Genomic DNA, 23,996 nt, shown 5'->3' with positions numbered 1-23,996 from the left:
TCGCGCAACGGGCTGCTCACGGCCGTCCGAACGAGTGCCGCGACCTCACGAGGAGTCGTGCACACGGACGGCGATCAGGACAGGCGTCGTCGCTCGAGGAGGACGGTGTCGCGCCAGGTCCCGGCGGCCGGTCCGTAGGTCATCAGCGCGATCCGCTCGCGCGTGCCGATCCGGCGGAAGCCGACGCGGTCGTGCAGGGCCAGGCTGGCGGTGTTCTCGGGGAAGACGCTCGACTGGATCGTCCAGAAGCCGGCGTCGTCCGCAGCGTCGATGAGCGCCCTCAGGAGTGCTGCGCCGATGCCGCGGCCACGGGCGGCCGCGGCGACGTAGACGGAGTGCTCGACCACTCCGCGGTAGACGCGCCGGCTGGAGACGGCTGAGAGCGCGGCCCACCCGAGGATCCGATCGCCGTCGACGGCGACCAGGCGCCCGACGTCGAGCTTCCCCGCATCGAACGCCTCCCAGGTCGGCGGTTCGGCCTCGAAGGTGGCATGCCCGGTCGCGATGCCCTCGCGGTAGGTCGCCTCGACCGCCGCCCAGTCCTCGGGGTTCATCGGCCGGATCGCGGTCACGAGCAGCAGCCTCCTCCGGCGGATGCGATGTCGGTGGAGCAGACGCCGGTCTCGGGGAGCACGAGCTGCACGCGCCGGGCCGCAGCGTGATCGCCCGCGAGCTCGTCCGCGATCGACCGGACCTGCTCGTAGCCGGTGACGAGGAGGAAGGTCGGCGCGCGGCCGTACGACTTCATCCCGGCGATGTAGAAGTTCGGCTCGGGGTGGGCGAGCTCGGCGACGCCGTGCGGGTCGACGGTGCCGCAGGAGTGCAGGTTCGGGTCGATGAGGGTCGCGAGCGCACGCGGCGCTTCCACGATCTCGTCCAGGGAGACGCGGATCTCGCGCAGCATGTCGAGATCGGGGCGGAATCCGGTGGCCTGCACGACGACGTCGGCTTCGACGCTCTCGTGCTCCTTCCGGCGGCGCCCGAGGACGGCGACCCGACCGGTGGCGGTCTTCTCGAGCCGGTCGATCTCGAAGCGGTCGAGGAGGGTTATCGCACCGTCGCGGACGAGCTGGTGGACCGTGCCGCCGAGCTTGCCGCGCTCTTCGAGCTCATCGTCGCCCGAGCCGAAGACGCGCAGCGGGCTGGTGCCGCGGATCGCCCAGGTGATGGTCGTGCCGGGCTCCTCGCGGGCGAGGCGGGCGAGCGTGATCAGGGTGTTCGCCGCGGAGTGCCCGGCGCCGACGACGAGGACGCTCTTCCCGGCGAAACGGGCGCGGTCGGCGCCGAGCACGTCGGGCAGCGCGTGACTGAGGTGCTCGGCGACGTCGGCGGCGCCGATCGGATCGAGGCCAGCCGATGCGAGGGCGTTGGGGGTCGAGTAGGTGCCGGAGGTGTCGATCACGGCGCGAGCGGTGACGTCGGTGACGCCCTCCGGGGTTTCCAGGCGCAGCAGGAACGGAGTGGCGGCGCGGCCGGTGGAGCGGGTGCGGTCCATACCCTCGCGGCTCACGGCGGTCACGCGGGAGCGGTACCGGACGATCGGGGCGAGCTGCGGGGTCGCCGCGAGGGGCGCGAGGTAGTCGCAGATGAACTCGTGCCCGGTGGGCAGCTTCTTCGCTGCGGGCGCCTCCCAACCGCTCGCGTCGAGCAGGCGTCCGGCAGCGGAATCGACCAGATACTCCCACGGGGAGAACAGGCGGGTGTGTCCCCACTGCTGCACGGCTGCGCCTGCGCTGTCCCCGGCCTCGTAGACGATGACGTCGAGGCCGCGCTCGAGCAGCTGCGCGGCGGCCGCGAGACCGACGGGCCCGGCGCCGATGACGGCGACGGGCAGACCGGTGAGGCGGCGCTCGTCGGTGCGGGGCGGGACGGTCAGCAGCAGGGTCATCAGGTGCACTCCTCAACATCGACGGTCATCGATGAAGCGAGTCTGCCCCGGCATATCGATGACTGTCAATGTATGGGAAGGTGGAGTCATGGGGATGACCGAGCTGACTCTGACCGCGGCGGCGGCCGCATGCTGCGCGCCGCTCGCGCGCGAGCCGCTGAGCGCGGAGGGCGCGGAGCTGCTGGCGCGGGCGTTGAAGGCGATGGCGGATCCGGCGAGGCTCCGCCTGGTGTCGATCGTGGCATCGAGCAGCTCAGGCGAGGTGTGCGTCTGCGACTTCACCGAGCCGGTCGGGCTGAGTCAGCCCACGGTGTCGCACCACTTGAAGATCCTCGTGGACGCCGGGATCCTGGCTCGCGAGAAGCGCGGCACGTGGGCGTACTTCTCCCTCGTCCCGGGAGCCCTCGACTCCCTCGCAGGCATGCTCACCCGCGTCTGATCAGGCGGCCGTGACCCTCGCCGCGAGAGCGTCGACGCGCGCGGCGAGCTCATCGTAGGCGGCATCGAACGCGGCGTCCGTGCCGGCGGGCACCGGATCGGGGATCGACCAGTGCAGCGCCTCCGAGCCGAGCTCCTCGTGGGCGGCGTCGCAGACGGTGACGATGAGATCGGTGTCGACGGCGACGTCGGCGAACTGCTGGGGGGCGCCGATGGGCAGCGGGAGGCCGTGACGTTCGGCGGCGGCGATCGCTCCGGCGGCCACCACCGCGGCCGGGTGCGTGCCGGCAGAGGCGGCGGGGATGGGGCTGCGCTGCGCCCAGAGCTGCGCAGCGAGTCGGGATCGGGCGGAGTTCGCGGTGCACACGAACAACACCCGCCGCGCTGCAGCGGTGGTCGACGGCCCGAGCTGATCGAACGCGCCCGGGATCAGGTGCACGTAGCTCCGGCGCCGGTCCGCCTCCGAACGGCGTCGGAGGATCATGCCCTCCCGCTCGAGCACAGCGAGGTGGTGCGCGACGAGGTTCGAGGGCATCCCGAGCCGGTCCTGCAGCTCTCGCGGCGCCAGGTCTCCAAGGGTGAGCAGGTCGGTGATCCGCAGGCGTGCGGGGTCGCTGAGGGCCGCGTGCCGAGCGGCACGCGTTTCCAGTTCGGTTCGCTCGGTCTTCATTGACTCAATCTTGACTGAGTGATCGCGAGCGGTCAATATGGCGAACGACATGGACACCACCTCCCCTCCTCCGCTCGCTCGTCGGGCCGTGGCCGAGTTCCTCGGCACGGGCCTGCTCGTGGCGCTCGTCGTCGGCTCCGGCATCGCCGCGCAGACCCTCTCCCCGGACGACGTCGGCCTGCAACTGCTGCAGAACTCCCTCGCGACCGCTCTGGGACTCGCGGTGCTGATCCTCGTCTTCGGCCCCGTGTCGGGGGCGCACTTCAACCCGCTCGTCTCCGCCGTCGACGCGCTCCTCGGTCGCCGCGACCGCTCCGGCCTGTCGGGCCGTGAACTGGCGGTGTTCCTCGGCGCGCAGCTGCTCGGCGGGATCGGCGGAGCGGTCCTCGCGAACGCGATGTTCGAGGTCCCGACCGCGATCGCGACGACCGAGCGCGTCACCGCCGGGCACCTGCTTGGAGAAGTCGTCGCCACCGCGGGCCTGGTCCTCGTGATCCTCTCCCTCGCTCGGACGAACCGCGGCCCGCTCGCGGCGGCCGCGGTCGGCGCGTACATCGGTGCGGCGTACTGGTTCACGTCCTCGACTTCGTTCGCGAACCCCGCCGTGACCCTCGGCCGCGTCGTCACCGACACCTTCGCCGGCATCGCCCCCACCTCCGTCCTGCCCTTCGTCGCCGCGCAGCTCGCCGGCGCCGCGATCGGCGTCGGAATCGCCGTGTTCCTCTTCCCGGGCGCCGCCCGGGCCGCCGGGAGCCTCGTGGTCCCGGCCGCCTCGACCTCGTCGCACGTCTGATCCGAAAGGCCCATCTGATGCATCTCGTCGCCATCGGCGGCAGCGACGCGGGGATCTCCGCCGCGCTGCGCGCCCGCGAGCTCGACCCGTCCGTCGACGTGACCGTCGTCGTCGCCGACTCCTACCCGAACTTCTCCATCTGCGGGATCCCGTACTACTTCTCCCGCGAGGTGCAGCCCTGGCAGTCCCTCGCGCACCGCACCCACGCCGACCTCGAAGCCACAGGCATGACCCTGCGCCTGGACACCTTCGCGACCGACATCGACGTCGCCGGACAGCAGCTCACCGTCCGCACCCCGGACGGGACGCCCGACCGGATCGGCTACGACGAGCTGGTCGTCGGCACCGGCGCCCTCGCGTCCTCCGCCGGGATCGTCGGCGTGGACGAGCTGGGGCCGGAGGACGGAGTGCACGTGCTGCACTCGATGGGCGACACCTTCGCGCTCGAGCGCTACCTCGACAGCCGCGACCCGCAGACCGCGATCATCGTCGGCGCCGGCTACGTCGGCCTCGAGATGGCCGAAGCCCTCACCGTCCGCGGCCTCCGCGTCACCCAGCTGCAGCGCGGCCCGGAGGTGCTCTCCACCCTCGACCCCGAACTCGGCGCACTCGTCCACACCGAGCTCGACCAGCACGGCGTCGAAGTCCTCACCCGCACCACCGTCGCCTCGATCGAGAAGACCGCCACCGGCCTCGCCGTGCACGCCGACCACGACGGCACACCCCTCACCCGCACCGCCGACGTCGTGCTCCTGGTCGTCGGAGTGAAGCCCAACACCGACCTCCTCGCCCGCGCCGGAGCCTCCCTCGGCGCCGGCCGCGCCGTCGTCGTCGACGAGGCCATGCGCACCGGCCTCCCGCACGTGTTCGCCGCGGGCGACGGAGTGACCACCCACCACCGCCTGCTCGGCAGCACCTACCTGCCGCTGGGCACGACCGCGCACAAGCAGGGCCGCGTCGCGGGCGAGAACGCCCTCGGCGGCGACGCCCGGTTCGCCGGCTCCGTCGGAACGCAGGTCGTGAAGGTCTTCGATCTCGTCGCCTCCCGCACCGGCCTGCGCGAGCACGAGGCCCTCGCCGCCGGATTCGCTCCGGCGACGACGACCGCGGTCGCGGACGACCACAAGCGCTACTACCCGGGCGCGCAGCCCATCACGATCCGCATCACCGGCGACACCCGCGACGGGCGCCTGCTCGGCGCTCAGCTCGTCGGCCGCCTCGGCACCGAGACGGCGAAGCGCGTCGACACCTATGCGACCGCCCTGTTCGCCGGGCTCACCGTCGAGCAGGTCTCCGACCTCGACCTCTCCTACACTCCCCCGCTCGGCTCCCCCTGGGACGCCGTGCAGATCGCCGCCCAGACCTGGACCCGCACGAACACCGGAAGCAGCATCCCCGCATGACTCAGAAGCCCACCGTCCTCTTCCTCTGCCAGCACAACGCCGGCCGCTCCCAACTCGGCGCCGGCCTGCTCGAAGTCCTCGCCGGCGACCGCTACACCGCCACCTCCGCCGGGCTGTCGCCCGCGGACACGGTGAACCCTGCGATCGCCTCCACCGTCGCGGAGCTCGGCCTCGACATCAGCGACCGCGCCCCCCGCGCCGTCACCGTCGAAGACCTCGACACCGCGGACATCGTCGTTGCGATGAAGCCCGGCCTCACCCTGCCCGCGACCCCGACCGGCCGGTTCCTGGAATGGAGGTTCCCCGACCCGACCGACTGGAGCGCCGAGAACGTCCGTCCCCTCCGAGAGGCTGTCGCCGCTCGGATCCGGACCGAGCTCCTCGACTAGGCGCGATACGCAGCGGCGCCGCAATGCCGCTGCAGAACACCGGAACTCACAGTTCTCAGCCGAGGACGACAGCGGTGCGCAGGGCCAGGACCAGCTGGTGACCCCGCCGGCGAAGGCGACGACGATCAGCAGGCGCGCCCAGCGAGAACGGGAGCGCCCGCTGAGCCCCACCGCCGCGAACGCGAGAACGAGGGTGAGGAGTGCGACGGGGAGGAGAGCCGGCCAGGCGACGGGGAACCCGATGCACTGGGGAGGGATCGGCTCGTTGCAGGCGAGCGTGAACCCGTCGAGGAGGAGGCCGGCGACGAGGGTGACGACGCTCGCGATCACCGCGGAGGGTCTATTGGACAGCGCCTGCACCTCTCCACCGTCGAGCCGGCGGGTGAACGACAGGGGGTCCGGTGCTACGCCGACCGTCTTCTGATCGGAGCGCACCGCCAGAGGTCCGGTCGTCGGACGGGGATCCTCAGTCCGCTCGCGCCTGCTGAGAGGATGAGCGCATGGGGCGGCGTCCGTGGTGTCTGGCAGGTCTGGGGGTCATCGTGCTCGCCGTCGCGGGATGCGGTTCCGGAGCGTCCGGGTCGCCTTCCCCGGGGGAGCTGATCGGGTCCGGATCGGTGATCGAGTCCGGTCCGGGTTCGGGGGTGCCGCTGCTGTGCCTCTCCGCGGTGAGGGAGTCCGCGCCTCCCCAGTGCTCCGGTGACACCGTCGCTCTGATCGGCTTGGACTGGGACGCTCTTCCCGAGGTGCCCGAGACGGGCGGGACGCGCTGGTTCGACGGAACGCTGTACGGCACGTGGGACGGGTCCGCGGTCACCCTCACTCGGCCGTTCGCGGTGGGTGACCGGTCCGGAGTCGACCAGGAGGATCCGTTCGCCTCGTCGGTCGGCTCGGCCGACTCCGAGACCCTCGCGCGGGCGCTCGAGGACCTCCAGGCACGCCGGTCCGAGGATGCGAACCACGTGGACGCGGTGGAGTGGGACGGAATCGTCCACGCGATCGTCGTCTACGACGACGGCTCGATCCAGGCCGACCTCGATCAGGAGTTCGGGGCCGGAGTCGTCGTGGTCCGCTCTGCGCTGCGCCCGGTCTGACGGGCAATCGTCACCAGATCCGTCGTCTCAGGCCCGGCTGACTTCTACCTCCTCCTGGTGGACGACCCGAGGAGAGTGTCTGCCGCGCGGCGATGCGACACCGCCCGCCACAACGGAGCAGCACGACGATCCTCGCGGACGTCCTGACCGCTTGCGCGACCACCGGGCCGGAGTGACCCGGTTCACGCGATGTGCACTGTGGTGAGGCGATCAGGAGACGAGCATGGGAGGGCCCGGCCGGAACGCACCGGCTGACCCCCGGGCGGCCTGCAACCGGCCGGGAGAAGGCATGATCACGTGATGGGACGGATCAGGTTCATCGGTCACGCGTGGGACAAGGACCCCGACGACGACGTGCGGCCCTCCGACCCGACGCACGAGGCGCTCTCGCGTGAACAGGGCGCGCGCGCCGTCGCCGTCGCCCTCACCTGCCTGGCCGTCGTCCCGGCTGCTCTGCTCACGCTCGCGTTCCTCCTCCTGCAGCTCCCACCGCTGGATCGCGACGACCACCCCGACTGGAGGGCACCCGACGCGACGACGGCGGCGCCGTGGCTGCTCCTGTTCCTGCTCCCGCCGCTGGTCACAGGAGCGCTCAGCCGTCTCGTCGGAGGGAGGGACTCCCTCACCGGGTTCTGGCACCACGGCTCGATCTGCTTGCTGGTGATGGTTCCGTTCATCGGGGTCTCGGCGCTGTCGCTCGTGCGGTGAGGACGGCTCCGACCGGGCCGGCACCCGAATCGGCGTGCGGCAGAATCGGGTGATGGGCGGATCATCTTCACGACAGGCCGGCGTCTCTCCGTCGCCGCCGCGGCAGCGGTGCTTCTTCTCGCAGGGTGCACGGAGGCGCCACCGACCGATGATCGGGTCGCCCCGACCGGCGTCGCCACCGCGACCGTCGAGCCGACGCAGAGCGGAGCCGCGGCACCGACCGTCGGCGGCACCTCAGCGGCGCCCTCGGATACACCCGAGCCGACACTGAGCGGCTGCCTGCCCGTCGAGTTCGCCGATCGGCCACCGGTCGGCCTCGAACCGCAGCAGAGACCGGACGACCGGGGAGCCGATCCTGGGACCGGACGGAGTACCGGTCGCCTACGTCGTCGGTTCCGGCGATATCCCGGAGTACATCGCGGACCGGTTCTGCCTCGAGGTCTCGTACCTGGACAGGATCAACGAGCCTCGACGCGGAAGCTCGGCCGAGCTGTTCGAGGGCGACACCCTGAACCTCGACGCTGCGACGGCGACGACGGTCGGAGACGTGAACGGCGTGATCAGGCAGAATCCTGTGTCGACGTCGCTCCCCGAGCAGCACGAACCCGTCTGGTGAGCGCTTCTCTCTCCGAGGAGCGCGGGCTGCGCGGGAGAGGAACGTCGCGCTCGCTCGTCCGGTGCCGGCGATGAGGTCGGGCCGATCAGCGCGGCTCCTTCCGTGCCTGCTGCGTGCGCTCCTCCCGGCCCTGCTCGTCCTCGTGGTCGTCAGTGCGCTCGTCGTGCAAGCCCTGGCCGGCTTCCAGCCGCTGACGAACGTTCTCGGGATGTGCGCGCGGCCCGTCGAGGTCCCGGTCGACACCTACTGGTACGCCGGGGTTGTGCTCGTGATGGCAGCCGGGGTGCTCGTCGCCTCCCGACTGAACCGGGCCGGCTCGGGAGTCCTCGCGGGGACGCTCCTCGCGGTCGGCGTCGTGAGCGCGGCACTCTGCACCTTCGCCGCGTTCTTGGGCACTGCGGTCTGGCAGTGGGGACACGAGGATTCGATCGAGCCTCCGTCTGCTGCAGAGGCGTGGGGGCAGTTCGGCGTCAACGTCGCAGCAGCCGGGACGCCTGCGTACGCACTGATGCTCAGCGCCGTCCTGATGCTCGTCCGGCGGAAGGGCGTCCTGCTCTCCTGGACCGTCCCGCCGGCGGCGTTCCTCGCCTTCGTGCTGGCGAGTACGGCGTTCCAGGTCGCTCGAGCCTGGGCGGTCTGTTCCGCGGCCTGAACCGACGCGCCGGGCCGAGGCCGAGGGCCCCGCCGCTCGTCGGTGACGCGCTGCTAGCGTGCGCGACATGTCGGATGATCGGGCGCGGGCCGTCCTCTTCGCCGTCGCCGTGCAGCTCGCACGGTTCGGCGTCATCACGCGTGCACTCGCCGCGGCGGCCGCGATCGGCGTGCCCGTCCGGTACCTCGGCCTGACCGCGAGCGTCGCGTGCGCTACTTCCCGGATCGCGCAGCGATCATCGCCGCGATCCTGGAACGCATCGGCGCTCGTCTGGCACCGTCCGACTCCGAGGAGCCCGGCGTCACCGGATCGGGCAGGGCCGCCTTCGCCTCCTGTAGGGAACGCCATCGTCGGCCGATCGACGTCCGACCGGGATGCTGCGATCGATCTGTTCGAGCTGGCCTGGAAGCCACCCGCAGATCTGTGGTGCATGACGCCCTCGCGCGATGGGCCTGGTCAGGGCTCGACGCCGACGTCGCCTTCCACCTCCAGCCGAGGCTTCTCGGCGACCGCGAGCACGTGGTCCTGTTCCATTACACGATCACCGGCCTGATCCTCGATCAGCTGACCGTTCCGGTCGATCCGGCGACCGCGCCCTCGACCACGATCGACCGACTCGTGAACGGGCTCCTCCCCGAGAGCTGAGTCTCTCACGGCTCAGCACACGGCCCGACGGCGCCGCGTCGACGCGCCGGTAGTCTCGACCGATGCTCTCGACCCTGCTCGTCACTGCACCGTGGCTCGCGTTCGCCGTCCTCGTCGGCGTGATCGTGATCGCACCCATCGCGGGGCGAGTGCTCATCGCGCGGCCTCGGGCGACCGCCGCGCTGCTCTCCGCGGCGCTCGTCGCCGTGGCAGTGCTGACGCTCTACCCGGAGAGCGGCCGAACCGCACCGGAGGTCGCCTGCGCGGTCGGGTGGCCGACTCTCGTACCGACCGCCGTGGAGTCGATGGCGAACATCCTGCTGTTCGTGCCGGTCGCGTTCCTCGCAGGAGTGCGCTGGCGGCGACCGGTGGCGGCGATCATCGGAGCGAGCGCGCTGTCCGCGGTCATCGAGCTCGTCCAGGCCGTGGTGCCGGCCATCGGCCGCGCCTGCGACACGAGTGACGGGATCACGAACACCCTCGGCGCGGTCGTGGGCGGCCTTCTGGCCCACGTCGTGCTCTCCTGGCGACGACAACCCGCTCGCCTTCCGGAGAAGCACTAGCGAGGACGGCGGCCCTCCAGTACGGGCGGGTCGCGCTCCTCTCGGCGGGGCGGGAATCGGCTCCCGCACCGTCCTTCGTTGCGCGACACCACAAAGACTCCCCGTTCGGGGGGAAACGTCCATCCTGAGCGCGTAAACTCGGCACCTCGGAGCATCCGGGGGTCGGGTGCCCCGCCGAGCGCGGGAGGGTCGCAGTGGCAGTCGGATTCCGCCAGGACGGGCCGCTCCGGGCGCTCGGACGGGCCCGACTGCAGCCGGTCAGCGACCTGTCGCTGGCCCGCGGACCCCGCCGCACGCGGCTCTCGGCTGCGATCTCGATGCCGTCCGGCCCCGGCCTGGTGCGTCCCTCCGCTCTCGCGCAGCCGTGGGAGGCGGCGCTCATCCGCCTCGTCCGCGCCGGCGCCCCCGCTCCCGAGCTGCACGCCGCGACCGCCACCGCACCCGAGGGGGCGCGACTGGCCGCCGTGATCGAGCTGGTGCGCGACGCCCTGGACCGGCCGGACGACGAGCGGGCGCTGCGCCTCTCGGGCTGGCTGGTGCGCAACCGCTACGACCCGGGCAAGGACCCGTTCCTCAGCCGCTACGGGATCTCGCTCTCCGTCAGCCTCCCCCTCAGCGCGGGGCTGGACGTCACCGTGCCGCTCGAGACGGAGTCGCTGCGGCTGCTCTTCGCGGAGCTCGCCGCTGCGGAGGACCCCGCCGGAGCTGCGGCCGCAGTGGAGGCCCTCGCGCCTTCCACCCTCGCCGCGGCGAGCCTGACGGCGCTCTACACCGCTCGCCACCGCTGGTCGGACATCGCGCAGCTGACCTCCCGGATCGTGAACGTCGACGCGGCGTCGGCGGCCGCCCTCATCCGCCGCGGAGTCGCGCTGCGCGAGCTCGGGCTGATCGAGAGTGCGCTCGACGCCTTCGACAAGGTGGTGCGCCCCAACGTGACGACCGCCCGCCCGTTCGAGCTGCGGGCCGAGGCCCTGCTCGAGCGCGCCAGCACCCACCTCTCGGACGGACGCCGGGCACCGGCGCGACGCGACCTCGAGCGGGTCCTGCAGCAGTTCCCCGAGAGCACCGAGGCGCGCGAGCTGCTCGACGCCGCTCGCCGCTGAGAGCGCTCCTCCCGGCTACAAGCCCGGTCGAGGAGATGTCAACCGTCTCGCCGCCGGCCCGGCCCCGACCTACCGTGACTACGCACCGGAGGAGGACCTGGATGGCAGTGACGCGGTTGACGCTCGACGGCTTCGACTACACGCTCGCACCCGAGATCGATCTGGACGCACTGCGCTCGGCCCTGCTGGACGGGGTCACGAGCGTCGGACGCTGGGTCGGCTTCCCGTCGCTGAACCGCGGTGTCGTGCATGCGCTGATCACTCCGGCGAGCAGCGTGCGCCTGGAGGAGCACCCCGACGCCCCGGTCGAGTTCTCGTGGGAGGGCGACCAGCAGGGGTACGACCTGGACTTCAGCTACGGGATCTCCTGACGGCGGTTCCGGCGGTCGGCCTTCTGGGAGACGTGGGTCTCGATACGCCCCTGCGGGGCCACTCGACCAGCGAGCGGGAGGCGTGCGGAACCTCGGTGGAGAGTGATCCTCAGCCGCGATGGTGGCTGACGGGTGCTCCTGGCTGAGGTTCTGCGGCGGCCCTCTTCGGGTACGCGGCGCGCGCCGCGCCCCCCTCTGCTGATCGAGTAGCGCGCGGAGCGCGCGTATCGAGATCCGCGGTGTCCGGGAGTGGGTGGGTCTCGATAGGCCCCTGCGGGGCTACTCGACCGGCAGCGGGAGGCGGCGGTACGGAGTCGCGACGCGGATCATCAGCGCCCCCGCGACCAGGAGGAAGGCGGCACCGATCAGCCCCGCGCCCGGCGGCTCGTCGGCGGAGGTGTGTCCGCCGTTGATCGCCGGAGTGAAGACGAGGTCGATCAGCACGCTCGACGCCAGCACGGCGACGAGCGCGAGGCCCGCGGTGCCGAGTCGCCTGCCCGCGGCCACCGAGGCGCCGATCACGACGAGGGCGAGCAGCACCTCCACGAACCACAGCCAGAACGGCAGGAGCTGCAGCGGCGACGCCGCCTCGTACTGCAGGAACGCGCACGCCTCGCTCTCGTACCCCTCGGTCCAGCAGGGCCGCCAGAAGACCGCCGCGCCGATCCCCTGCACCGCCGCGTGCCCCAGCAGCAGGATCCCGACCGCCACCGGGATCACGGCCAGCAGGATCGACGCACGACGTCGTCGGGTGGGGGCAGTCCCGGTCATCGCCACGACCGTCAGGCTAGGGACGGGCGGTGAACGGCGGGAGACGCAGGGGCGCCGCGCGGTCGAGGAACCGGACTCAGAAGTCGTCGAAGTCGATCGTCTCGCGGTCGGCGAGCGGCAGGGCGATCGGGTGCGCCACGAAGGAGTCGTCGGGGCGGTTCTTCGCGATGCGCTTGCGCAGGTCGGCGACGGCGGCCTGGAGGGCGTCGGACACCGAGGGGTCCTGGTCGATGTCGAGCTCGACCGGCACGGCGACGAGCTCGCTGCTCGCGTCGAGGGTCATCCGGGCGTCGATGAGCTCGCCCTCGTCGGTGAACGCCGGCACGGTGACGGCCTCGGAGTGGTCGTGGCGATTGATCGCGGTGACCAGTTCGAGGAGCACGTCGGCGACCGCGTCCGTGGTCACGATGCACTTGGACGCGTAGGTGATTTCCTGCATTGGTCCACCTGACCAGCAGCCGCCGGAGCGGGCCAGCCCTTGCGCGGGGCCGCCGCGGCACCTAGGCCGGCGGGGCGGAGCGGGGGCCGCACGACGGACGGCCGCCGGGGAGCATGCTCCACCGACGGCCGTCCTGCCCGCGCCCGACCCGCTCGGGCGCGATCTGCGCTGCGTCACCGCCGCTCCCCACGGAAGGGCCGTGGGGAGGCGGATCATCGGGCGCAGCGCGGCTCTCACCGCATCAGGGGCGCCACTGCTGGTTCGTCCCTCCGTTGCAGGTCCACTGGTTCAGAGCGGCACCGCTGACGGTGGAGCGGTTCTGGACCTCGAGGCACAGGCCGCTGTGCACGTTGCGGTAGGTCGAGGTCCCGTCTGCAGCGACGGTGCGCGTCCAGAGCTGGTTGGCTCCGCCATTGCAGGAGTACTGCGTGGCCGCGGCGCCGTTCTGGGTGCTGAAGCCGTAGACCTCGAGGCACTTGCTGCTGTTCGCGTTCACCAGGGCGACGTTCGTCCCGCGCGGCACGACCCGCCACTGCTGATTGGTGCCGCCGTTGCACGTCCACTGGTTCACAGCGCCCCGGTCGCTCTGGCTCGCGCGGAGAACATCGGCGCACAGGCCGCTGCCTCCGTTCACCAGCCGGGTGGTTCCGGCGAGCTGACCCTGAGGCACGAGCCGCCACTCCTGGGACTGGTCGGCGACCGAGGCCTGGAGCGTCGCAGGAGCTCCGGCCGAGGCGGTCGTGAGGAAGAGCGAGGTGTTCTGCCGCGACTGGAGTCGGACGTGCGTGCCGTCGACCTGCACGATGTTCCACTGCCCCTCGGCGCGGTCGTCGATCCACTGGCCGATCCTCTGGCCGGTGGTGGCGTTCCCGGTCCAGACGGTCGCAGCGCGTCCCCCCGCCTTGTTGAGCAGGGTCGTGCCGCCGCCCGGCTTGGCGGTGAGATGCCAGAGCTGGGTGGCGGGGTTCGCGGCGGAGTCGGCCGCCTCCGCGCGCACGTCGGGCTGATCGCCGTTGCCGATCACGGCGTCGGTCGTGTTCGAGTTCGTTCCGAGCACCTGTCCGGAGCGACGGTTCACCAGCTGGTAGTACTCGCCCGCCGAGCGGCCGAAGTCGACGTCGGCGTGCCGGATCACCGGCTGCTCCGTCGGTCCGCCCCACGCCGACTGCAGGATCAGGACGCGTCCCGTCTCGCTGTCGTACTGGAGGTTGCGGCTGTAGCCGCCGCCGAGCGGTGTCTGGTACTCGGTCCAGCGGCCGAAGCTCGCGCCGTCGTTCACCCACACGTTGCCGCTGCCGGCCGCGTTGTAGGCGATCCGCCCGTCGGGCAGGTGCATCAGCACCGGGCTGCCACCCGTCGACAGCGGCCTGGAGCCCGGGGCGACCGGGAGCCGGCTGATGTCCGTGCCGTCCGGGTCGCCGTCGGCGAAGAACCGCTCGGGGTCGTCCGCGATCTTGTAGCGGACGTTGTCGCCACCGCCGAAGTACTCGAAGGTCAGCAGCCACTTGCCGTCGTTCGTGGGAGCGACGGTGGTCATGCCGGGGCGCGCGAATCCGATGTGCTGGCGGCCGTCGAACGAGAAGCTCGGGCCCGAGACGTCCACGACGGGAGCGCTCCAGGACGCGGAGCGGCCGTCCCACGTCCTGTGGGCCAGGATCTGGCCCTGGTCGTCGCGCCCCGTCGCGTTGTCGGGAGTGCCGATCGGCGCACCCGTCGTGCGGTCGTAGTCGAGGTAGTCGTTCTCGTCCGAGTAGTAGGCGAGGAGCTTCCCCTGGTGCACGCGCAGGTGCGGCTCCCACAGCGGGTCCTGCTGACGCGTCGCGTTGGCCTGCGAGACGTTGCGGCCACCGGCGCCGGCACTGCCGCCCTGCCAGCCGCCGGCCGCGATGATGTTGACGAACCGCCAGTCGGCGCCCTCGTTGCTGCTGGCGTAGAGGGCGATCGACACGTCGCGGCGGTCGCCGTCGTTGTCGGGCACCCACGCGGGGTTCGCCGCCTTCTGCTCGCGGTAGAACTCGTCCTCGCCCGACACGACGGTCGCCAGGAGGAGGGTGCCGGCGGCGATATCCCCGACGGTCTCGGGCATGACGTAGAAGTAGGGGTTGGTCCAGTTGCTGGAGTACTTGTCCATGGCCGGGTCGCTCGAGAGCTCGGCCGGCGAGCCGAGCTCGGTCAGCGGCTGCCAGGTGTCGCCGTTGTCGTCGCTCTTGTAGATCGGCATCCTCTCGCCGACCGCGCCGCCGATGGAGTCGGGTGCCGGGTAGTCGACGACGGTCGCCTTCTCGAACGCGGCGACGATGCGCCCGCTCGGGAGCTGGACCGACTTCGGGTACACGATGCAGTTGCCGCGCCCCTTCAGGCACGGCTCGTCGCCGAGCTGGTAGACGACGCCTCCTTGCGGCGTGTACGCCTGGGCGGTGATCGTCGGGCCCGCGAGCAGCGCGGCGGCGACCGCCACGGCTCCGAGCAGCATCCCGGATCGCCGGGACGTCGTGGTGAACCTCATCGTTCTCGTTCCTTCGGTCGTGGCTGGCGGACGAGGCGGTGCTCGAGTCGTTGCCGGCCCGGTCCTCGCCCCTGAGTCCCTCGCCGCGCGATGTTGTCGATCACTTCGCGCGGTTTTCGGCAATGTTATCGACAACAGGGCCGCTAGGCGCAAGCCCCCGCGCCACACTGGATCGACATCGGCCCGGCGCCGGTGCTCGGAGGGGGACGTCCATGGCGGAGGAATCGCTTCCCGCGCGCGCGGCCGCGAAGCAGGCGACGATCTACGACGTGGCCCGCGTCGCCGGAGTGTCGCACCAGACGGTCACGCGGTTCCTGCAGGGCTTCGAGGGCATCCGCCCCGCCACCCGCTCGCGGGTCGAGGCCGCGCTCGCCGAGCTCGACTACCGGCCCAACCTCACCGCGCGCTCGCTGCGCGCCCGCCGCTCGCACCGCATCGGCGCCCTCACCCACGAGATCGACCAGGTCGGGCCGAGCAAGATCCTGCAGGGAGCGAGCACCGCCGCCCGTGAGGCCGGCTACGTCCTCGACATCGTCTCGCTCGACATGAGCGACTCCGCCGCGATCGAGGAGGCGCTCGATCTGGTCACCCAGCACGAGCTCGCCGGTGTCCTCGCCCTCGCCTCGACCGACGAGATGACCCGTGCCTTCCGCACGACCCGCTTCCGCGTCCCGGCGCACCTGGCCGTCGAGGAGGACGACGACGCGACCCGCTCGCCGTCGCAGCTGACCACCCAGGGCTTCCCCGCCCTCGTCGCGCACCTCGCCGACCTCGGCCACCGCGAGTTCCTGCACCTGGCGGGGCCGCCGACCTGGTCGGCCGCGCGCAACCGCCGGAAGGCCTACGAGAGCGCCGTGACCCGGCACGGCCTGCACTCGACGGCGGTGCTCGAGGGCGACTGGTCGGCCCGCTCCGGCTACGAGCTCGTCCGCGGTCTCGACGAGCTCCGCGCGACGGCGATCGTGGCTGCGAACGACCAGATGGCGCTCGGAGCGATCCTCGCGCTGAGCGACCGAGGGCTGCGCGTACCGGAGGACGTCAGCGTGACCGGCGTCGACGACATCCCCGAGGCGGCCTACCTCGTGCCGCCGTTGACGACGCTCCGGGTCGATTTCGCGGGTCAGGGCCGCTCGGCGCTGGGCGAGCTGCTCGCGCTGATCGACGGAGTCGATGCCGCACCGCACGTGACGCTCGCCTCCGAGCTCGTCCCGCGGCGCTCCTCCGGACCCGCGCCGCGCTGACGCCGGCTCAGCGGGCCGGGCCGGTCGAGGCGCGCACGACGAGCGAGGGACGCGGTGCGCCGGCGCGATCGGCCGCCCCCGGATCCTCGATCCGGTCCAGGAGCGCCTGCAGCGCCTCCCTCCCCTGCGCCTCGAAGTCGAGTCGGAGCGTCGTCAGGGCGGGCGTGAAGTAGGCGGCCTCGGGGGTGTCGTCGACACCCGTCACGCTGACGTCGCCCGGCACCGCCGCACCGCGCGCATCCAGGGCGTGCAGCGCGCCCAGCGCCATCTGATCGTTCGCGGCGAGGATCGCCGTCGGCAGGCGCTCGAGGGCGGCGACCGCCTCGAATCCGGAGCGCGCCGACCAGTCGCCGTGCAGGATGCGGGCCGGGGGCAGGCCGTGCCGCTCGAGCGCCGCGACCACCGCACGGAGCCGGTTCCGGGCGGCCGACCAGGTGGCAGGGCCGGCGATGTGGACGAACTCCTCGTGCCCCAGCTCGACGAGATGGTCGACGAGCTCGGCGACACCGTGACCGGACGCGGCGAGCATCGCTCCGTCCGCCTCCTCCTCCGCGGCGATGACGACGGGGACGCCGAAGTCGGTGTGCTCGAACACCTCCCGCACGCCGTCCGTCGAGGCGAAGGCCAGGAGCCCGGCGAGGTCGTGCCGGGTGAGCAGCCGGAGGGCGCTCTGCAGCTCCGTGGGGTCGGCCATGTCGAGGGTCACGACGTCGAGGAGGTAGCCGGCGTCGCGGGCGGCGCTCGTCGCGGCCTGGATGATGCGGTTCGGTCCGACCTGGCTCACCTCGTGCGTCAGCGCCCCGATCCGCATCGACCGCCCCGAGATGAGCGCCCGGGCGCTGAGGTTGGGCCGGTAGCGGATCGTCGTGAGCGCGGCCTCGATCTTCTCCTTCGTCGAGGGCCGCATGTCGAGGCCGCGCATGTAGCGGCTGACGGAGGCGTGCGACACCCCGGCCACCCGGGCGATGTCGTAGATCGTGCCGGTCGCCGAAGGACCCGGGGTCTCGGGGTCGGTGGTGGTCGTCATGAGGTCCTCCGTGGGAGCGGTCTTGCTTTTTCCAATGTTGTCGATCACAATCGCCTCTGCCAACTGTTATCGAGAACAGTTCACCACGATGGAGTGCCCAGAGCCATGACTTCCGCATCGCCGACACTGCCGCAGCAGATCCTGCTCGGTGTCGCCTACTACCCCGAGTACCACGTCTCGGACCGGCTGATCGAGGACCTCGATCTGATGGTCGCGGCGAGCATCACCGCGATCCGGGTGGGCGAATCCGTCTGGTCGACGTGGGAGCCGCGCGACGGCGTCTTCGAGCTCGAGTGGATGCAGCGGGTGCTCGACGAGGCCCACGAGCGCGGCATCCGCGTGATCCTCGGCACTCCCACCTACGCGGTGCCGCCGTGGCTGCAGACCGCGCACCCCGAGATCGCCGGCGAGCGGCGCACGGGCGAGCGCATCGCCTGGGGCGCCCGCCAGGAGGTCGATTACTCGCACCCCGCGTTCCGCTTCCACGCCGAGCGCGTGATCCGCCGCATCATCGGCCGCTACGCCGCGCACCCCGCGGTCATCGGCTACCAGGTCGACAACGAGCCGGGCCTGGAACTCCTGCACAACCACGGCGTCTTCACCGGGTTCGTGCGCAGCCTCCGCGAGCAGTACGGCGACGTCGAGACGCTCAACCGCGAGTGGGGCCTCACCTACTGGTCGCACCGGATCGACGACTGGAGCGAGCTCTGGCGTCCCGACGGGAACACCTTCCCGCAGTACGACCTGGCGTGGCGCCGGTACCAGTCGGCCGTGACCACCGACTTCATCGCGTGGCAGGCCGGCCTCGTCCGCGAGTACTCCCGCGAGGACCAGTTCGTGACCACGTGCCTCCAGTACCCGCGCCGCGGCGTCGACGAGCGCGCCGTGTTCGAGGCCCTCGACGTCGGAGCGGGCAACCCCTACTACGGCATGCAGGACCACCTCGAGATCGGCGTCGAGCACGCCCACCCGAACTACTGGACGACGTCCGGCGTCCCGGGCCTGCTGCGCCAGGCGACCGGCTCTACGCCTCCCGCCAGCAGCGCTACCTCGTCACCGAGACGAACGCGCAGGCCATCGACACCGCCGACAACAACCTCCCGCCCTATCCGGGCCAGCTGCGCCAGTCGGCCCTCGCCTTCGTGGCGCGCGGGGCGGCGATGATCGAGTACTGGCACTGGCACACGCTGCCGTTCGGCGCCGAGACCTACTGGGGCGGGGTCCTCCCCCACAGCCTCGTCCCCGGCCGCGTCTACTCCGAGGTCTCGGCGATCGGACGCGACCTCGCCGCCCTCGGCGACGCGCTCGACGACTACGTCCCGGATGCGGATGCCGCCGTGCTCTGGTCGACCTCGAGCCGGTACGCGCTGCAGTTCATGCCGCCGCTGGGCCGCGACGGCCTGCCCGACGAGGAGTCCTACGAGCGGATCGTCGACTCCTTCCACCGCGGGATCGTCGACGCCGGCGGCCAGGCGCGCATCCTGCACGTCGAGCAGGCGCGCGGCCTGGGTGCCGCCGAGCTCGCCCGGCGCTTCCCCGTGATCGTGGCGGCGGCGCTGTACGTCTGCACCGACGACGACCTCGAGCTGCTGCGCGAGTACGCGGCGCTGGGCGGCCACCTCGTCCTCGGCCCGCGCACCGCCTACGGGGACGACGAGGCGCGCGCCCGCATCGAACCCGCGCCGGCGCGCCTCGCCGGCCCCGCGCAGGTCGGCTACGAGGAGTTCAGCACCGTGCCGACGCCGGTCCCCGTGACCGGCTCGACCCACCTCCCGCTCTCGACCGACGCCCGGGCGACCCTGTGGATCGACGGGCTCCTCCCCGCCGGGGCGACCGTGCTCGCGGGCTACGCCCACCCCCGGTTCGGCGACTTCCCCGCCGTGACGACCGCGCGGTACGGCCGCGGCGACATCACCGTGGTCGGCACCGTGCCGGATCCCGAGCTCGCCCGGGAGGTCGTGCGCTTCGCGCTGACCGCGACGGAGCCGGTGGTCACCGCTCGTCACGCCGCCGTGACCGTGTCCTCGGGCACCGCATCCGGCTCGCGCTTCGTCTTCGTCTTCAACTGGGGCTGGACCCCGCAGACCGCGACGCTCGAGCGTGCGGCGGTCGACGCGCTGACCGGACGGGAGCTCGCTCCCGGCACCACCGTGGAACTCGGACCCTGGGACGTCCGGGTGCTCCGCACCGATGCAGAGGAGACCGGCCGATGACCACGATGATGGAGCGCCTCCGCTCCGACGACGATCAGCAGGCACCGGCGCCCCCGCGACCGACCAGGGCGCGCCGCGACTGGCGCGGCTGGCAGTTCACCGGCCCCTTCGCCGCCGTCTTCGTGCTCGTGTTCCTCGCTCCGCTGGCCTACGCGTTCTGGCTGAGCCTGTTCCAGAACCGGATCATCGGCGGCAACAGCTTCGTCGGCGTCGACAACTACGCCGCGGTCCTCTCGGATCCGCAGTTCTGGGACGGCTTCCTCCGGGTCGTGCTCGTGCTGCTCGTGCAGGTGCCGGTCATGCTGCTCCTCTCGCTGATCGCGGCCCTCGCCATCGACAGCGCGCGGCTCTACGCGTCGGGCCTGTTCCGGATGGTGATCTTCCTGCCCTATGCGGTGCCGGCCGTCGTCGCCGTGCTGATCTGGGGCTTCCTCTACGGGAACAACTTCGGGCTCACCGCCAACATCAACGACCTGCTCGGAGCCGAGGTCCTGCGACCGCTCTCGAGCCAGTGGATCCTCGCCTCGATCGGCAACATCGTCACCTGGGAGTACATCGGCTACAACATGCTGATCTTCTACTCGGCGCTGAAGACGATCCCCGCCGAGCTGTACGAGGCCGCCGAGATCGACGGGGCACGGGGCTTCCAGGTCATCACGGCGATCAAGCTGCCCGCCGCTCGCGGCGCGATCGTGATCGCGACGATCTTCTCGATCATCGGCAGCTTCCAGCTCTTCAACGAGCCCAACGTGCTGAAGCCGCTCGCCGAGAACGTGATCTCGTCCTACTTCACGCCGAACATGTACGCCTACAACCTCTCGTTCGCCGGCCAGCAGTTCAACTCGGCGGCCACCGTCGCCATCGTCATGGGCGTCATCACCGCCACGATCGCCTACGTCGTGCAGCTGCGCGGCAGCCGGAAGGAAGACCAGTGAGCACCACCCTGCGCACCCTGAACCCGCGGGTCCACCGCGCCGGATCGATCAGCCGGCCCCGCAAGTCCGTCGCGCTGACGCTGGTGATGCTGGCGTTCCTCCTCTACGCGCTCGTCCCGCTGCTGTGGCTCGTCATCAACGCGTCCAAGACGCAGGCCGACCTGTTCAGCTCGTTCGGACTCGGCTTCGGCGACAGCTTCGTGCTGGGCGAGAACATCGTCGCGACCTTCGCCTACGACGACGGCATCTTCCTCCGCTGGCTCGGCAACACGCTGCTCTACGTGGTCGTCGGCGCGGGCGGAGCGACGCTGCTCGCCACCCTCGGCGGCTACGGTCTCGCGAAGTTCCGGTTCCCCGGCAAGAAGGCCTACTTCGCGGTCGTGCTGGGCGCGGTCGCCGTGCCGGGCACCGCGCTCGCCGTGCCGACGTTCCTGCTCTTCAGCCAGCTGGGCCTGACGAACACGCCGTGGGCGATCATCCTGCCGTCGCTGATCACGCCGTTCGGGCTGTACCTGGTTTGGGTCTACACGATCGACTCCGTGCCGACCGAGCTGCTCGAAGCGGCGCGGCTGGACGGGGCGACCGAGATGCGCACGTTCTTCACGATCTCGCTCAAGCTGCTGACCCCCGGAGTCGTGACCGTCGCGCTGTTCTCGGTGGTCGCCACCTGGAACAACTACTTCCTGCCCCTGATCATGCTCAGCGACCCGACCTGGTACCCCCTCACGGTGGGTCTGAACCAGTGGAGCTCGCAGGCCAGCGGCGTCTCGGCCGAGCCGATCTACAACCTCGTCATCACCGGCTCCCTGATCACGATCGTCCCGATCGTCGTGATCTTCCTGTTCCTCCAGCGCTTCTGGCAGTCGGGCCTGAGCGCCGGAAGCGTCAAGGGCTGACCCCCGGTCCGCCCCGCGCACCCGCACCACCCCTCCCGCACAGCACTCCCTCCCCACCACGAAGAAGTGAAAGGACCACCATGTTCGAACTCCGCCGAGGCACCCGGAGCCGCGTGCTCGCCGGGCTCGTCGTCGCCGGCATCTCCGCGATGTCCCTCGTCTCCTGCAGCTCCGACTCCGGAACCGGATCCGCTTCCGCCGGGTCGGCCGCCGACCTCGACGCCGCCCTCGAGCGCGGCGGCGAGCTCACCTACTGGACCTGGACGCCCACCGGCGCCGACCAGGCCGCCGCTTTCATGGAGGAGTACCCCAACGTCGAGGTCGAGGTCGTCAACGCCGGCACCGCGACGGACGAGTACACCAAGCTGCAGAACGCGATCAAGGCCGGCTCGGGAGCGCCCGACGTCGCCCAGATCGAGTACTACGCGATGCAGCAGTTCGCCCTGTCGGACGGACTGCTCGACCTCACCCCCTACGGCCTCGCCGACCTCGAGGAGGACTACACCGCGTCCACCTGGAGCGCCGTCAACCTCAACGGCGGCCTCTACGGCCTCCCGCAGGACTCGGGCCCCATGGTGATGCTCTACAACCAGGCGATCTTCGACCAGTACGGCCTCGCCGTGCCCACCACCTGGGACGAATACATCGCCGAGGCCGCGAAGCTCACCGCCGCCGACCCGTCGAAGTTCATCACCAACGACGCCGGTGACCCCGGCTTCGCCGACCCGCTGATCTGGCAGGCCGGCGGACAGCCGTTCACGACCGACGGCACCGACGTCACGATCGATCTGCAGGACGAGGGGTCGAAGAAGTGGGCCGACACCTGGAACCAGCTGCTCGAGCCGGGTCTGCTCTCGCCGATCCCGACCTGGTCGGACGACTGGTTCACGGCGCTGGGCAACGGCACGATCGCGACGCTGATCACCGGAGCCTGGATGCCTGGCATCCTCGAGGGCTCGGTTCCCGACGGGGCCGGCGACTGGCGGGTCGCCCCGCTGCCGAGCTACGACGGCTCGGCCGCCACCGCTGAGAACGGCGGCAGCGCGCAGTCCGTCATCGAGCAGACCGACGACCCGGCCCTCGCCGCGGCGTTCCTGCGCTGGCTGAACAACTCCGACGAGAGCATCGGCGTGTTCCTCGACGGCGGCGGATTCCCCTCCACCACCGCCCAGCTCAACGACGACGCGTTCCTGAACGCGACCCCCGAGTACTTCGGCGGCCAGGAGATCAACAAGGTCCTCGTCGACGCCTCCGAGAACGTGGTCGAGGGCTTCGAGTACCTGCCCTTCCAGGTCTACGCGAACAGCGTGTTCGCGGACACGGTCGGCCAGGCCTACTCCAACGGCACCGACCTCAACGCGGGTCTCGAGGCCTGGCAGGAGAACCTCGCGACCTACGGCGAGTCGCAGGGCTTCACGATCACCGAGTAGTCGGACGGCTCCGCACGACGGCGTCCCCCTCTCCCCAGTTCTCGGGGAGGGGGACGCCGTCGTTCGGGGCGGTGGACGCGCGCCCGCACCGCCGCTCCTAAGCTCGTAGCTCGTACCGCCCTCCCCGGGCGCGAAGGAGGAGTCGTGAGGAAGCGCCCGACCGTGTACGACGTCGCCGCCCGCGCCGGCGTCTCGATCGCGACCGTCTCGTTCGCCTTCTCGCAGCCGCACCGGGTCAAGACCGCGACCCTCGAAGGCGTTCTCGCGGCGGCGGACGAGCTGGGCTACATCCCCAGCGCCAGTGCCAGAGGGCTGGCGAAGGGGCGCACCGGCGCCATCGGGCTCTACTCCTTCGACTACTTCGTCGACCAGTCCTTCCACGTCCGAGGCGACGAGCGGCCGCATCCGTCGGCGAACGACGACGCGAGGCTCTTCCCCCTCTACGTCGACGAGGTGCAGCGCGGCGTGCAGCTGGAGTGCTGGGACCGCGGGCTCGCCCTGATGATCGGCGGCGGCGGCCGCACCGGCCACGCCCCCTCCGTCACCGACATCGCCGGGCGGGTCGACGGGCTGATCAGCTTCGCCGGCGCGCTCGAGTCCGACGTGCTGCGCTCGCTCTCGACCCGGCTGCCCGTCGTCGAGCTCGGTGGGCAGGAGCGGGTGGAGGGAGTCGGCACGGTGCCGGTCGACAACCGCTCGGGCATGCGCGATCTCGTCGCGCACCTGATCTCGGTGCACGGCCTGCGGCGGATCGCCTACCTCGGCGACACCTCCCTGCCCGAGTTCCAGCAGCGCTACGACGGCTACGTCGACGCGCTGACCGGCGCGGGGCTCGCCCCCGAGCAGCCGCGGCCCAGCCGCCCGGGCTTCGCCGAGGCGACCCTCGACTCGCTCGCCGAGCTGCTCGGCGCGCCACCCGAGGCGATCGTCTGCTCGACCGACCAGGAGGCGGTGGTCGTGCTCGACCGGCTCCGCCTCGCCGGGCTCCGGGTGCCCGAGGACATCGCCGTCACCGGGTTCGACGGGATCGTGGCGGGACGGCTCGCGGACCCGCCGGTGAGCACGGTCGTGCAGCCGATGGAGCAGATCGGGCGCGCGGCCGTGGCCGCCCTGCTCGCGGTGCTCGGCACGGTCGACTCCGCTCCGGCCGCCGCCCTCGAGGCGACCGTCTCGATCCGTCGGAGCTGCGGCTGCCCCTGAGCGCT

The 23,996-nt window shown here is 71.5% G+C and carries 25 protein-coding genes; 18 read left to right on the top strand and 7 right to left on the bottom strand.

The genetic code is table 11. The annotated features are described in order from the left end of the window. Nucleotides 1-74 precede the first annotated feature (74 nt). Together B0T42_RS04165 and B0T42_RS04160 are read right to left on the bottom strand one after the other, a co-directional pair. Complete coding sequence (locus B0T42_RS04165) at nucleotides 75-554, bottom strand: GNAT family N-acetyltransferase (RefSeq protein ID WP_077222075.1); 480 nt, start codon at nucleotides 552-554, stop codon at nucleotides 75-77. Between the two features lie 14 nt (nucleotides 555-568). Then, nucleotides 569-1,888 (bottom strand): FAD-dependent oxidoreductase, encoded by a 1,320-nt coding sequence (locus B0T42_RS04160; RefSeq protein ID WP_077222050.1) that lies wholly within the window; start codon nucleotides 1,886-1,888, stop codon nucleotides 569-571. Nucleotides 1,889-1,982: 94 nt separating this feature from the next. Here B0T42_RS04160 and B0T42_RS04155 point away from each other — a divergent pair, with 94 nt between their 5' ends. Continuing rightward, entirely contained in the window at nucleotides 1,983-2,327 is a 345-nt protein-coding gene (locus B0T42_RS04155; protein WP_236720100.1) for an ArsR/SmtB family transcription factor, read from the top strand. On the opposite strand, the gene B0T42_RS04150 is transcribed toward B0T42_RS04155, so the two are convergent. Then, nucleotides 2,328-2,996: an arsenate reductase/protein-tyrosine-phosphatase family protein gene (locus B0T42_RS04150; protein ID WP_077222048.1), complete on the bottom strand. Its 669-nt coding sequence runs from the start codon at nucleotides 2,994-2,996 to the stop codon at nucleotides 2,328-2,330. A gap of 49 nt (nucleotides 2,997-3,045) precedes the next feature. Between B0T42_RS04150 and B0T42_RS04145 the strand changes: the two genes are divergently transcribed. The 10 genes from B0T42_RS04145 (at nucleotide 3,046) to B0T42_RS19090 (ending at nucleotide 11,333) form a co-directional block, all read left to right on the top strand. Then, nucleotides 3,046-3,789 carry an aquaporin gene (locus B0T42_RS04145; RefSeq protein ID WP_077222074.1) on the top strand — a complete coding sequence of 248 codons (744 nt, stop codon included), beginning with the start codon at nucleotides 3,046-3,048 and terminating at the stop codon, nucleotides 3,787-3,789. Nucleotides 3,790-3,806: 17 nt separating this feature from the next. After that, nucleotides 3,807-5,192: an FAD-dependent oxidoreductase gene (locus B0T42_RS04140; RefSeq protein WP_077222047.1), complete on the top strand. Its 1,386-nt coding sequence runs from the start codon at nucleotides 3,807-3,809 to the stop codon at nucleotides 5,190-5,192. After that, a complete protein-coding gene (locus tag B0T42_RS04135) occupies nucleotides 5,189-5,581 on the top strand; it encodes an arsenate-mycothiol transferase ArsC (RefSeq protein WP_077222046.1) in 393 nt (130 codons plus the stop codon). The genes B0T42_RS04140 and B0T42_RS04135 overlap by 4 nt, the downstream gene beginning before the upstream one ends. A 668-nt stretch (nucleotides 5,582-6,249) precedes the next feature. Continuing rightward, entirely contained in the window at nucleotides 6,250-6,675 is a 426-nt protein-coding gene (locus tag B0T42_RS04125; protein ID WP_158078033.1) for a hypothetical protein, read from the top strand. Between the two features lie 300 nt (nucleotides 6,676-6,975). Beyond that, the gene (locus tag B0T42_RS04120; protein WP_077222043.1) at nucleotides 6,976-7,383 is read left to right on the top strand and encodes a hypothetical protein; all 408 of its coding nucleotides are present in this window, start codon (nucleotides 6,976-6,978) and stop codon (nucleotides 7,381-7,383) included. Nucleotides 7,384-8,069: 686 nt separating this feature from the next. Next, nucleotides 8,070-8,651, top strand: a complete 582-nt coding sequence (locus B0T42_RS04115; protein WP_077222042.1) for a hypothetical protein — start codon at nucleotides 8,070-8,072, stop codon at nucleotides 8,649-8,651. 207 nt (nucleotides 8,652-8,858) lie between these two features. Next, nucleotides 8,859-9,296, top strand: a complete 438-nt coding sequence (locus tag B0T42_RS22210) for a TetR/AcrR family transcriptional regulator (protein ID WP_342418200.1) — start codon at nucleotides 8,859-8,861, stop codon at nucleotides 9,294-9,296. Nucleotides 9,297-9,358: 62 nt separating this feature from the next. Continuing rightward, nucleotides 9,359-9,859, top strand: a complete 501-nt coding sequence (locus tag B0T42_RS04105) for a VanZ family protein (protein ID WP_077222040.1) — start codon at nucleotides 9,359-9,361, stop codon at nucleotides 9,857-9,859. A gap of 194 nt (nucleotides 9,860-10,053) precedes the next feature. Next, nucleotides 10,054-10,962 carry a tetratricopeptide repeat protein gene (locus B0T42_RS04100; RefSeq protein WP_077222039.1) on the top strand — a complete coding sequence of 303 codons (909 nt, stop codon included), beginning with the start codon at nucleotides 10,054-10,056 and terminating at the stop codon, nucleotides 10,960-10,962. Nucleotides 10,963-11,063: 101 nt separating this feature from the next. Beyond that, nucleotides 11,064-11,333, top strand: a complete 270-nt coding sequence (locus tag B0T42_RS19090; protein ID WP_094742667.1) for a hypothetical protein — start codon at nucleotides 11,064-11,066, stop codon at nucleotides 11,331-11,333. A 279-nt stretch (nucleotides 11,334-11,612) separates the two neighbouring features. On the opposite strand, the gene B0T42_RS04095 is transcribed toward B0T42_RS19090, so the two are convergent. The 3 genes from B0T42_RS04095 to B0T42_RS04085 form a co-directional block, all read right to left on the bottom strand. Then, nucleotides 11,613-12,104 carry a hypothetical protein gene (locus tag B0T42_RS04095; RefSeq protein WP_139344408.1) on the bottom strand — a complete coding sequence of 164 codons (492 nt, stop codon included), beginning with the start codon at nucleotides 12,102-12,104 and terminating at the stop codon, nucleotides 11,613-11,615. A gap of 76 nt (nucleotides 12,105-12,180) precedes the next feature. Further along, on the bottom strand, nucleotides 12,181-12,543 hold the full coding sequence (locus B0T42_RS04090; RefSeq protein ID WP_077222037.1) for a hypothetical protein: 363 nt from the start codon (nucleotides 12,541-12,543) through the stop codon (nucleotides 12,181-12,183). Nucleotides 12,544-12,784: 241 nt separating this feature from the next. After that, nucleotides 12,785-15,049 carry an RICIN domain-containing protein gene (locus tag B0T42_RS04085; RefSeq protein ID WP_201788480.1) on the bottom strand — a complete coding sequence of 755 codons (2,265 nt, stop codon included), beginning with the start codon at nucleotides 15,047-15,049 and terminating at the stop codon, nucleotides 12,785-12,787. A 212-nt stretch (nucleotides 15,050-15,261) separates the two neighbouring features. Here B0T42_RS04085 and B0T42_RS04080 point away from each other — a divergent pair, with 212 nt between their 5' ends. Next, nucleotides 15,262-16,290 carry a LacI family DNA-binding transcriptional regulator gene (locus tag B0T42_RS04080; protein WP_158078032.1) on the top strand — a complete coding sequence of 343 codons (1,029 nt, stop codon included), beginning with the start codon at nucleotides 15,262-15,264 and terminating at the stop codon, nucleotides 16,288-16,290. Nucleotides 16,291-16,297: 7 nt separating this feature from the next. Here the strand turns inward: B0T42_RS04080 and B0T42_RS04075 are convergent, their stop codons facing one another. Beyond that, on the bottom strand, nucleotides 16,298-17,317 hold the full coding sequence (locus tag B0T42_RS04075) for a LacI family DNA-binding transcriptional regulator (RefSeq protein WP_077222034.1): 1,020 nt from the start codon (nucleotides 17,315-17,317) through the stop codon (nucleotides 16,298-16,300). Nucleotides 17,318-17,422: 105 nt separating this feature from the next. Between B0T42_RS04075 and B0T42_RS21010 the strand changes: the two genes are divergently transcribed. From B0T42_RS21010 to B0T42_RS04055, 6 genes are all read left to right on the top strand, one after another. After that, nucleotides 17,423-18,481: a beta-galactosidase gene (locus B0T42_RS21010; protein ID WP_269087491.1), complete on the top strand. Its 1,059-nt coding sequence runs from the start codon at nucleotides 17,423-17,425 to the stop codon at nucleotides 18,479-18,481. Continuing rightward, nucleotides 18,394-19,530: a beta-galactosidase gene (locus B0T42_RS21005; RefSeq protein WP_269087494.1), complete on the top strand. Its 1,137-nt coding sequence runs from the start codon at nucleotides 18,394-18,396 to the stop codon at nucleotides 19,528-19,530. Before B0T42_RS21010 ends, B0T42_RS21005 begins: the two co-directional genes overlap by 88 nt. Continuing rightward, nucleotides 19,527-20,465: a carbohydrate ABC transporter permease gene (locus tag B0T42_RS19085; protein WP_446737353.1), complete on the top strand. Its 939-nt coding sequence runs from the start codon at nucleotides 19,527-19,529 to the stop codon at nucleotides 20,463-20,465. Before B0T42_RS21005 ends, B0T42_RS19085 begins: the two co-directional genes overlap by 4 nt. Before the next feature lie 86 nt (nucleotides 20,466-20,551). Continuing rightward, the gene (locus B0T42_RS19080; protein ID WP_094742671.1) at nucleotides 20,552-21,361 is read left to right on the top strand and encodes a carbohydrate ABC transporter permease; all 810 of its coding nucleotides are present in this window, start codon (nucleotides 20,552-20,554) and stop codon (nucleotides 21,359-21,361) included. Nucleotides 21,362-21,441: 80 nt separating this feature from the next. After that, nucleotides 21,442-22,791: an ABC transporter substrate-binding protein gene (locus B0T42_RS04060; protein WP_056868366.1), complete on the top strand. Its 1,350-nt coding sequence runs from the start codon at nucleotides 21,442-21,444 to the stop codon at nucleotides 22,789-22,791. Between the two features lie 144 nt (nucleotides 22,792-22,935). Next, nucleotides 22,936-23,991, top strand: coding sequence for a LacI family DNA-binding transcriptional regulator (locus tag B0T42_RS04055; protein WP_077222033.1), 1,056 nt, complete (start codon nucleotides 22,936-22,938; stop codon nucleotides 23,989-23,991). The last annotated feature ends 5 nt before the right edge of the window (nucleotides 23,992-23,996 follow it).

Source organism: Rathayibacter rhapontici (assembly GCF_001995175.1).
Taxonomy (GTDB): domain Bacteria; phylum Actinomycetota; class Actinomycetes; order Actinomycetales; family Microbacteriaceae; genus Rathayibacter.
This window is presented reverse-complemented; position numbering and strand designations above follow the sequence as displayed.

What these genes read in the sequence shown, in the direction of transcription:
- B0T42_RS04075 (WP_077222034.1), bottom strand. Translation starts at nt 17,317, where the DNA reads ATGACGACCACCACCGACCCCGAGACCCCGGGTCCTTCGGCGACCGGC.
- B0T42_RS21010 (WP_269087491.1), top strand. Translation starts at nt 17,423, where the DNA reads ATGACTTCCGCATCGCCGACACTGCCGCAGCAGATCCTGCTCGGTGTC.
- B0T42_RS04080 (WP_158078032.1), top strand. Translation starts at nt 15,262, where the DNA reads ATGGCGGAGGAATCGCTTCCCGCGCGCGCGGCCGCGAAGCAGGCGACG.
- B0T42_RS04150 (WP_077222048.1), bottom strand. Translation starts at nt 2,996, where the DNA reads ATGAAGACCGAGCGAACCGAACTGGAAACGCGTGCCGCTCGGCACGCG.
- B0T42_RS04145 (WP_077222074.1), top strand. Translation starts at nt 3,046, where the DNA reads ATGGACACCACCTCCCCTCCTCCGCTCGCTCGTCGGGCCGTGGCCGAG.
- B0T42_RS04060 (WP_056868366.1), top strand. Translation starts at nt 21,442, where the DNA reads ATGTTCGAACTCCGCCGAGGCACCCGGAGCCGCGTGCTCGCCGGGCTC.
- B0T42_RS19090 (WP_094742667.1), top strand. Translation starts at nt 11,064, where the DNA reads ATGGCAGTGACGCGGTTGACGCTCGACGGCTTCGACTACACGCTCGCA.
- B0T42_RS04165 (WP_077222075.1), bottom strand. Translation starts at nt 554, where the DNA reads ATGAACCCCGAGGACTGGGCGGCGGTCGAGGCGACCTACCGCGAGGGC.
- B0T42_RS04085 (WP_201788480.1), bottom strand. Translation starts at nt 15,049, where the DNA reads ATGAGGTTCACCACGACGTCCCGGCGATCCGGGATGCTGCTCGGAGCC.
- B0T42_RS04105 (WP_077222040.1), top strand. Translation starts at nt 9,359, where the DNA reads ATGCTCTCGACCCTGCTCGTCACTGCACCGTGGCTCGCGTTCGCCGTC.
- B0T42_RS04090 (WP_077222037.1), bottom strand. Translation starts at nt 12,543, where the DNA reads ATGCAGGAAATCACCTACGCGTCCAAGTGCATCGTGACCACGGACGCG.
- B0T42_RS19085 (WP_446737353.1), top strand. Translation starts at nt 19,527, where the DNA reads ATGACCACGATGATGGAGCGCCTCCGCTCCGACGACGATCAGCAGGCA.
- B0T42_RS04160 (WP_077222050.1), bottom strand. Translation starts at nt 1,888, where the DNA reads ATGACCCTGCTGCTGACCGTCCCGCCCCGCACCGACGAGCGCCGCCTC.
- B0T42_RS04095 (WP_139344408.1), bottom strand. Translation starts at nt 12,104, where the DNA reads ATGACCGGGACTGCCCCCACCCGACGACGTCGTGCGTCGATCCTGCTG.
- B0T42_RS04135 (WP_077222046.1), top strand. Translation starts at nt 5,189, where the DNA reads ATGACTCAGAAGCCCACCGTCCTCTTCCTCTGCCAGCACAACGCCGGC.
- B0T42_RS04115 (WP_077222042.1), top strand. Translation starts at nt 8,070, where the DNA reads ATGAGGTCGGGCCGATCAGCGCGGCTCCTTCCGTGCCTGCTGCGTGCG.
- B0T42_RS04140 (WP_077222047.1), top strand. Translation starts at nt 3,807, where the DNA reads ATGCATCTCGTCGCCATCGGCGGCAGCGACGCGGGGATCTCCGCCGCG.
- B0T42_RS04120 (WP_077222043.1), top strand. Translation starts at nt 6,976, where the DNA reads ATGGGACGGATCAGGTTCATCGGTCACGCGTGGGACAAGGACCCCGAC.
- B0T42_RS04155 (WP_236720100.1), top strand. Translation starts at nt 1,983, where the DNA reads ATGACCGAGCTGACTCTGACCGCGGCGGCGGCCGCATGCTGCGCGCCG.
- B0T42_RS19080 (WP_094742671.1), top strand. Translation starts at nt 20,552, where the DNA reads ATGCTGGCGTTCCTCCTCTACGCGCTCGTCCCGCTGCTGTGGCTCGTC.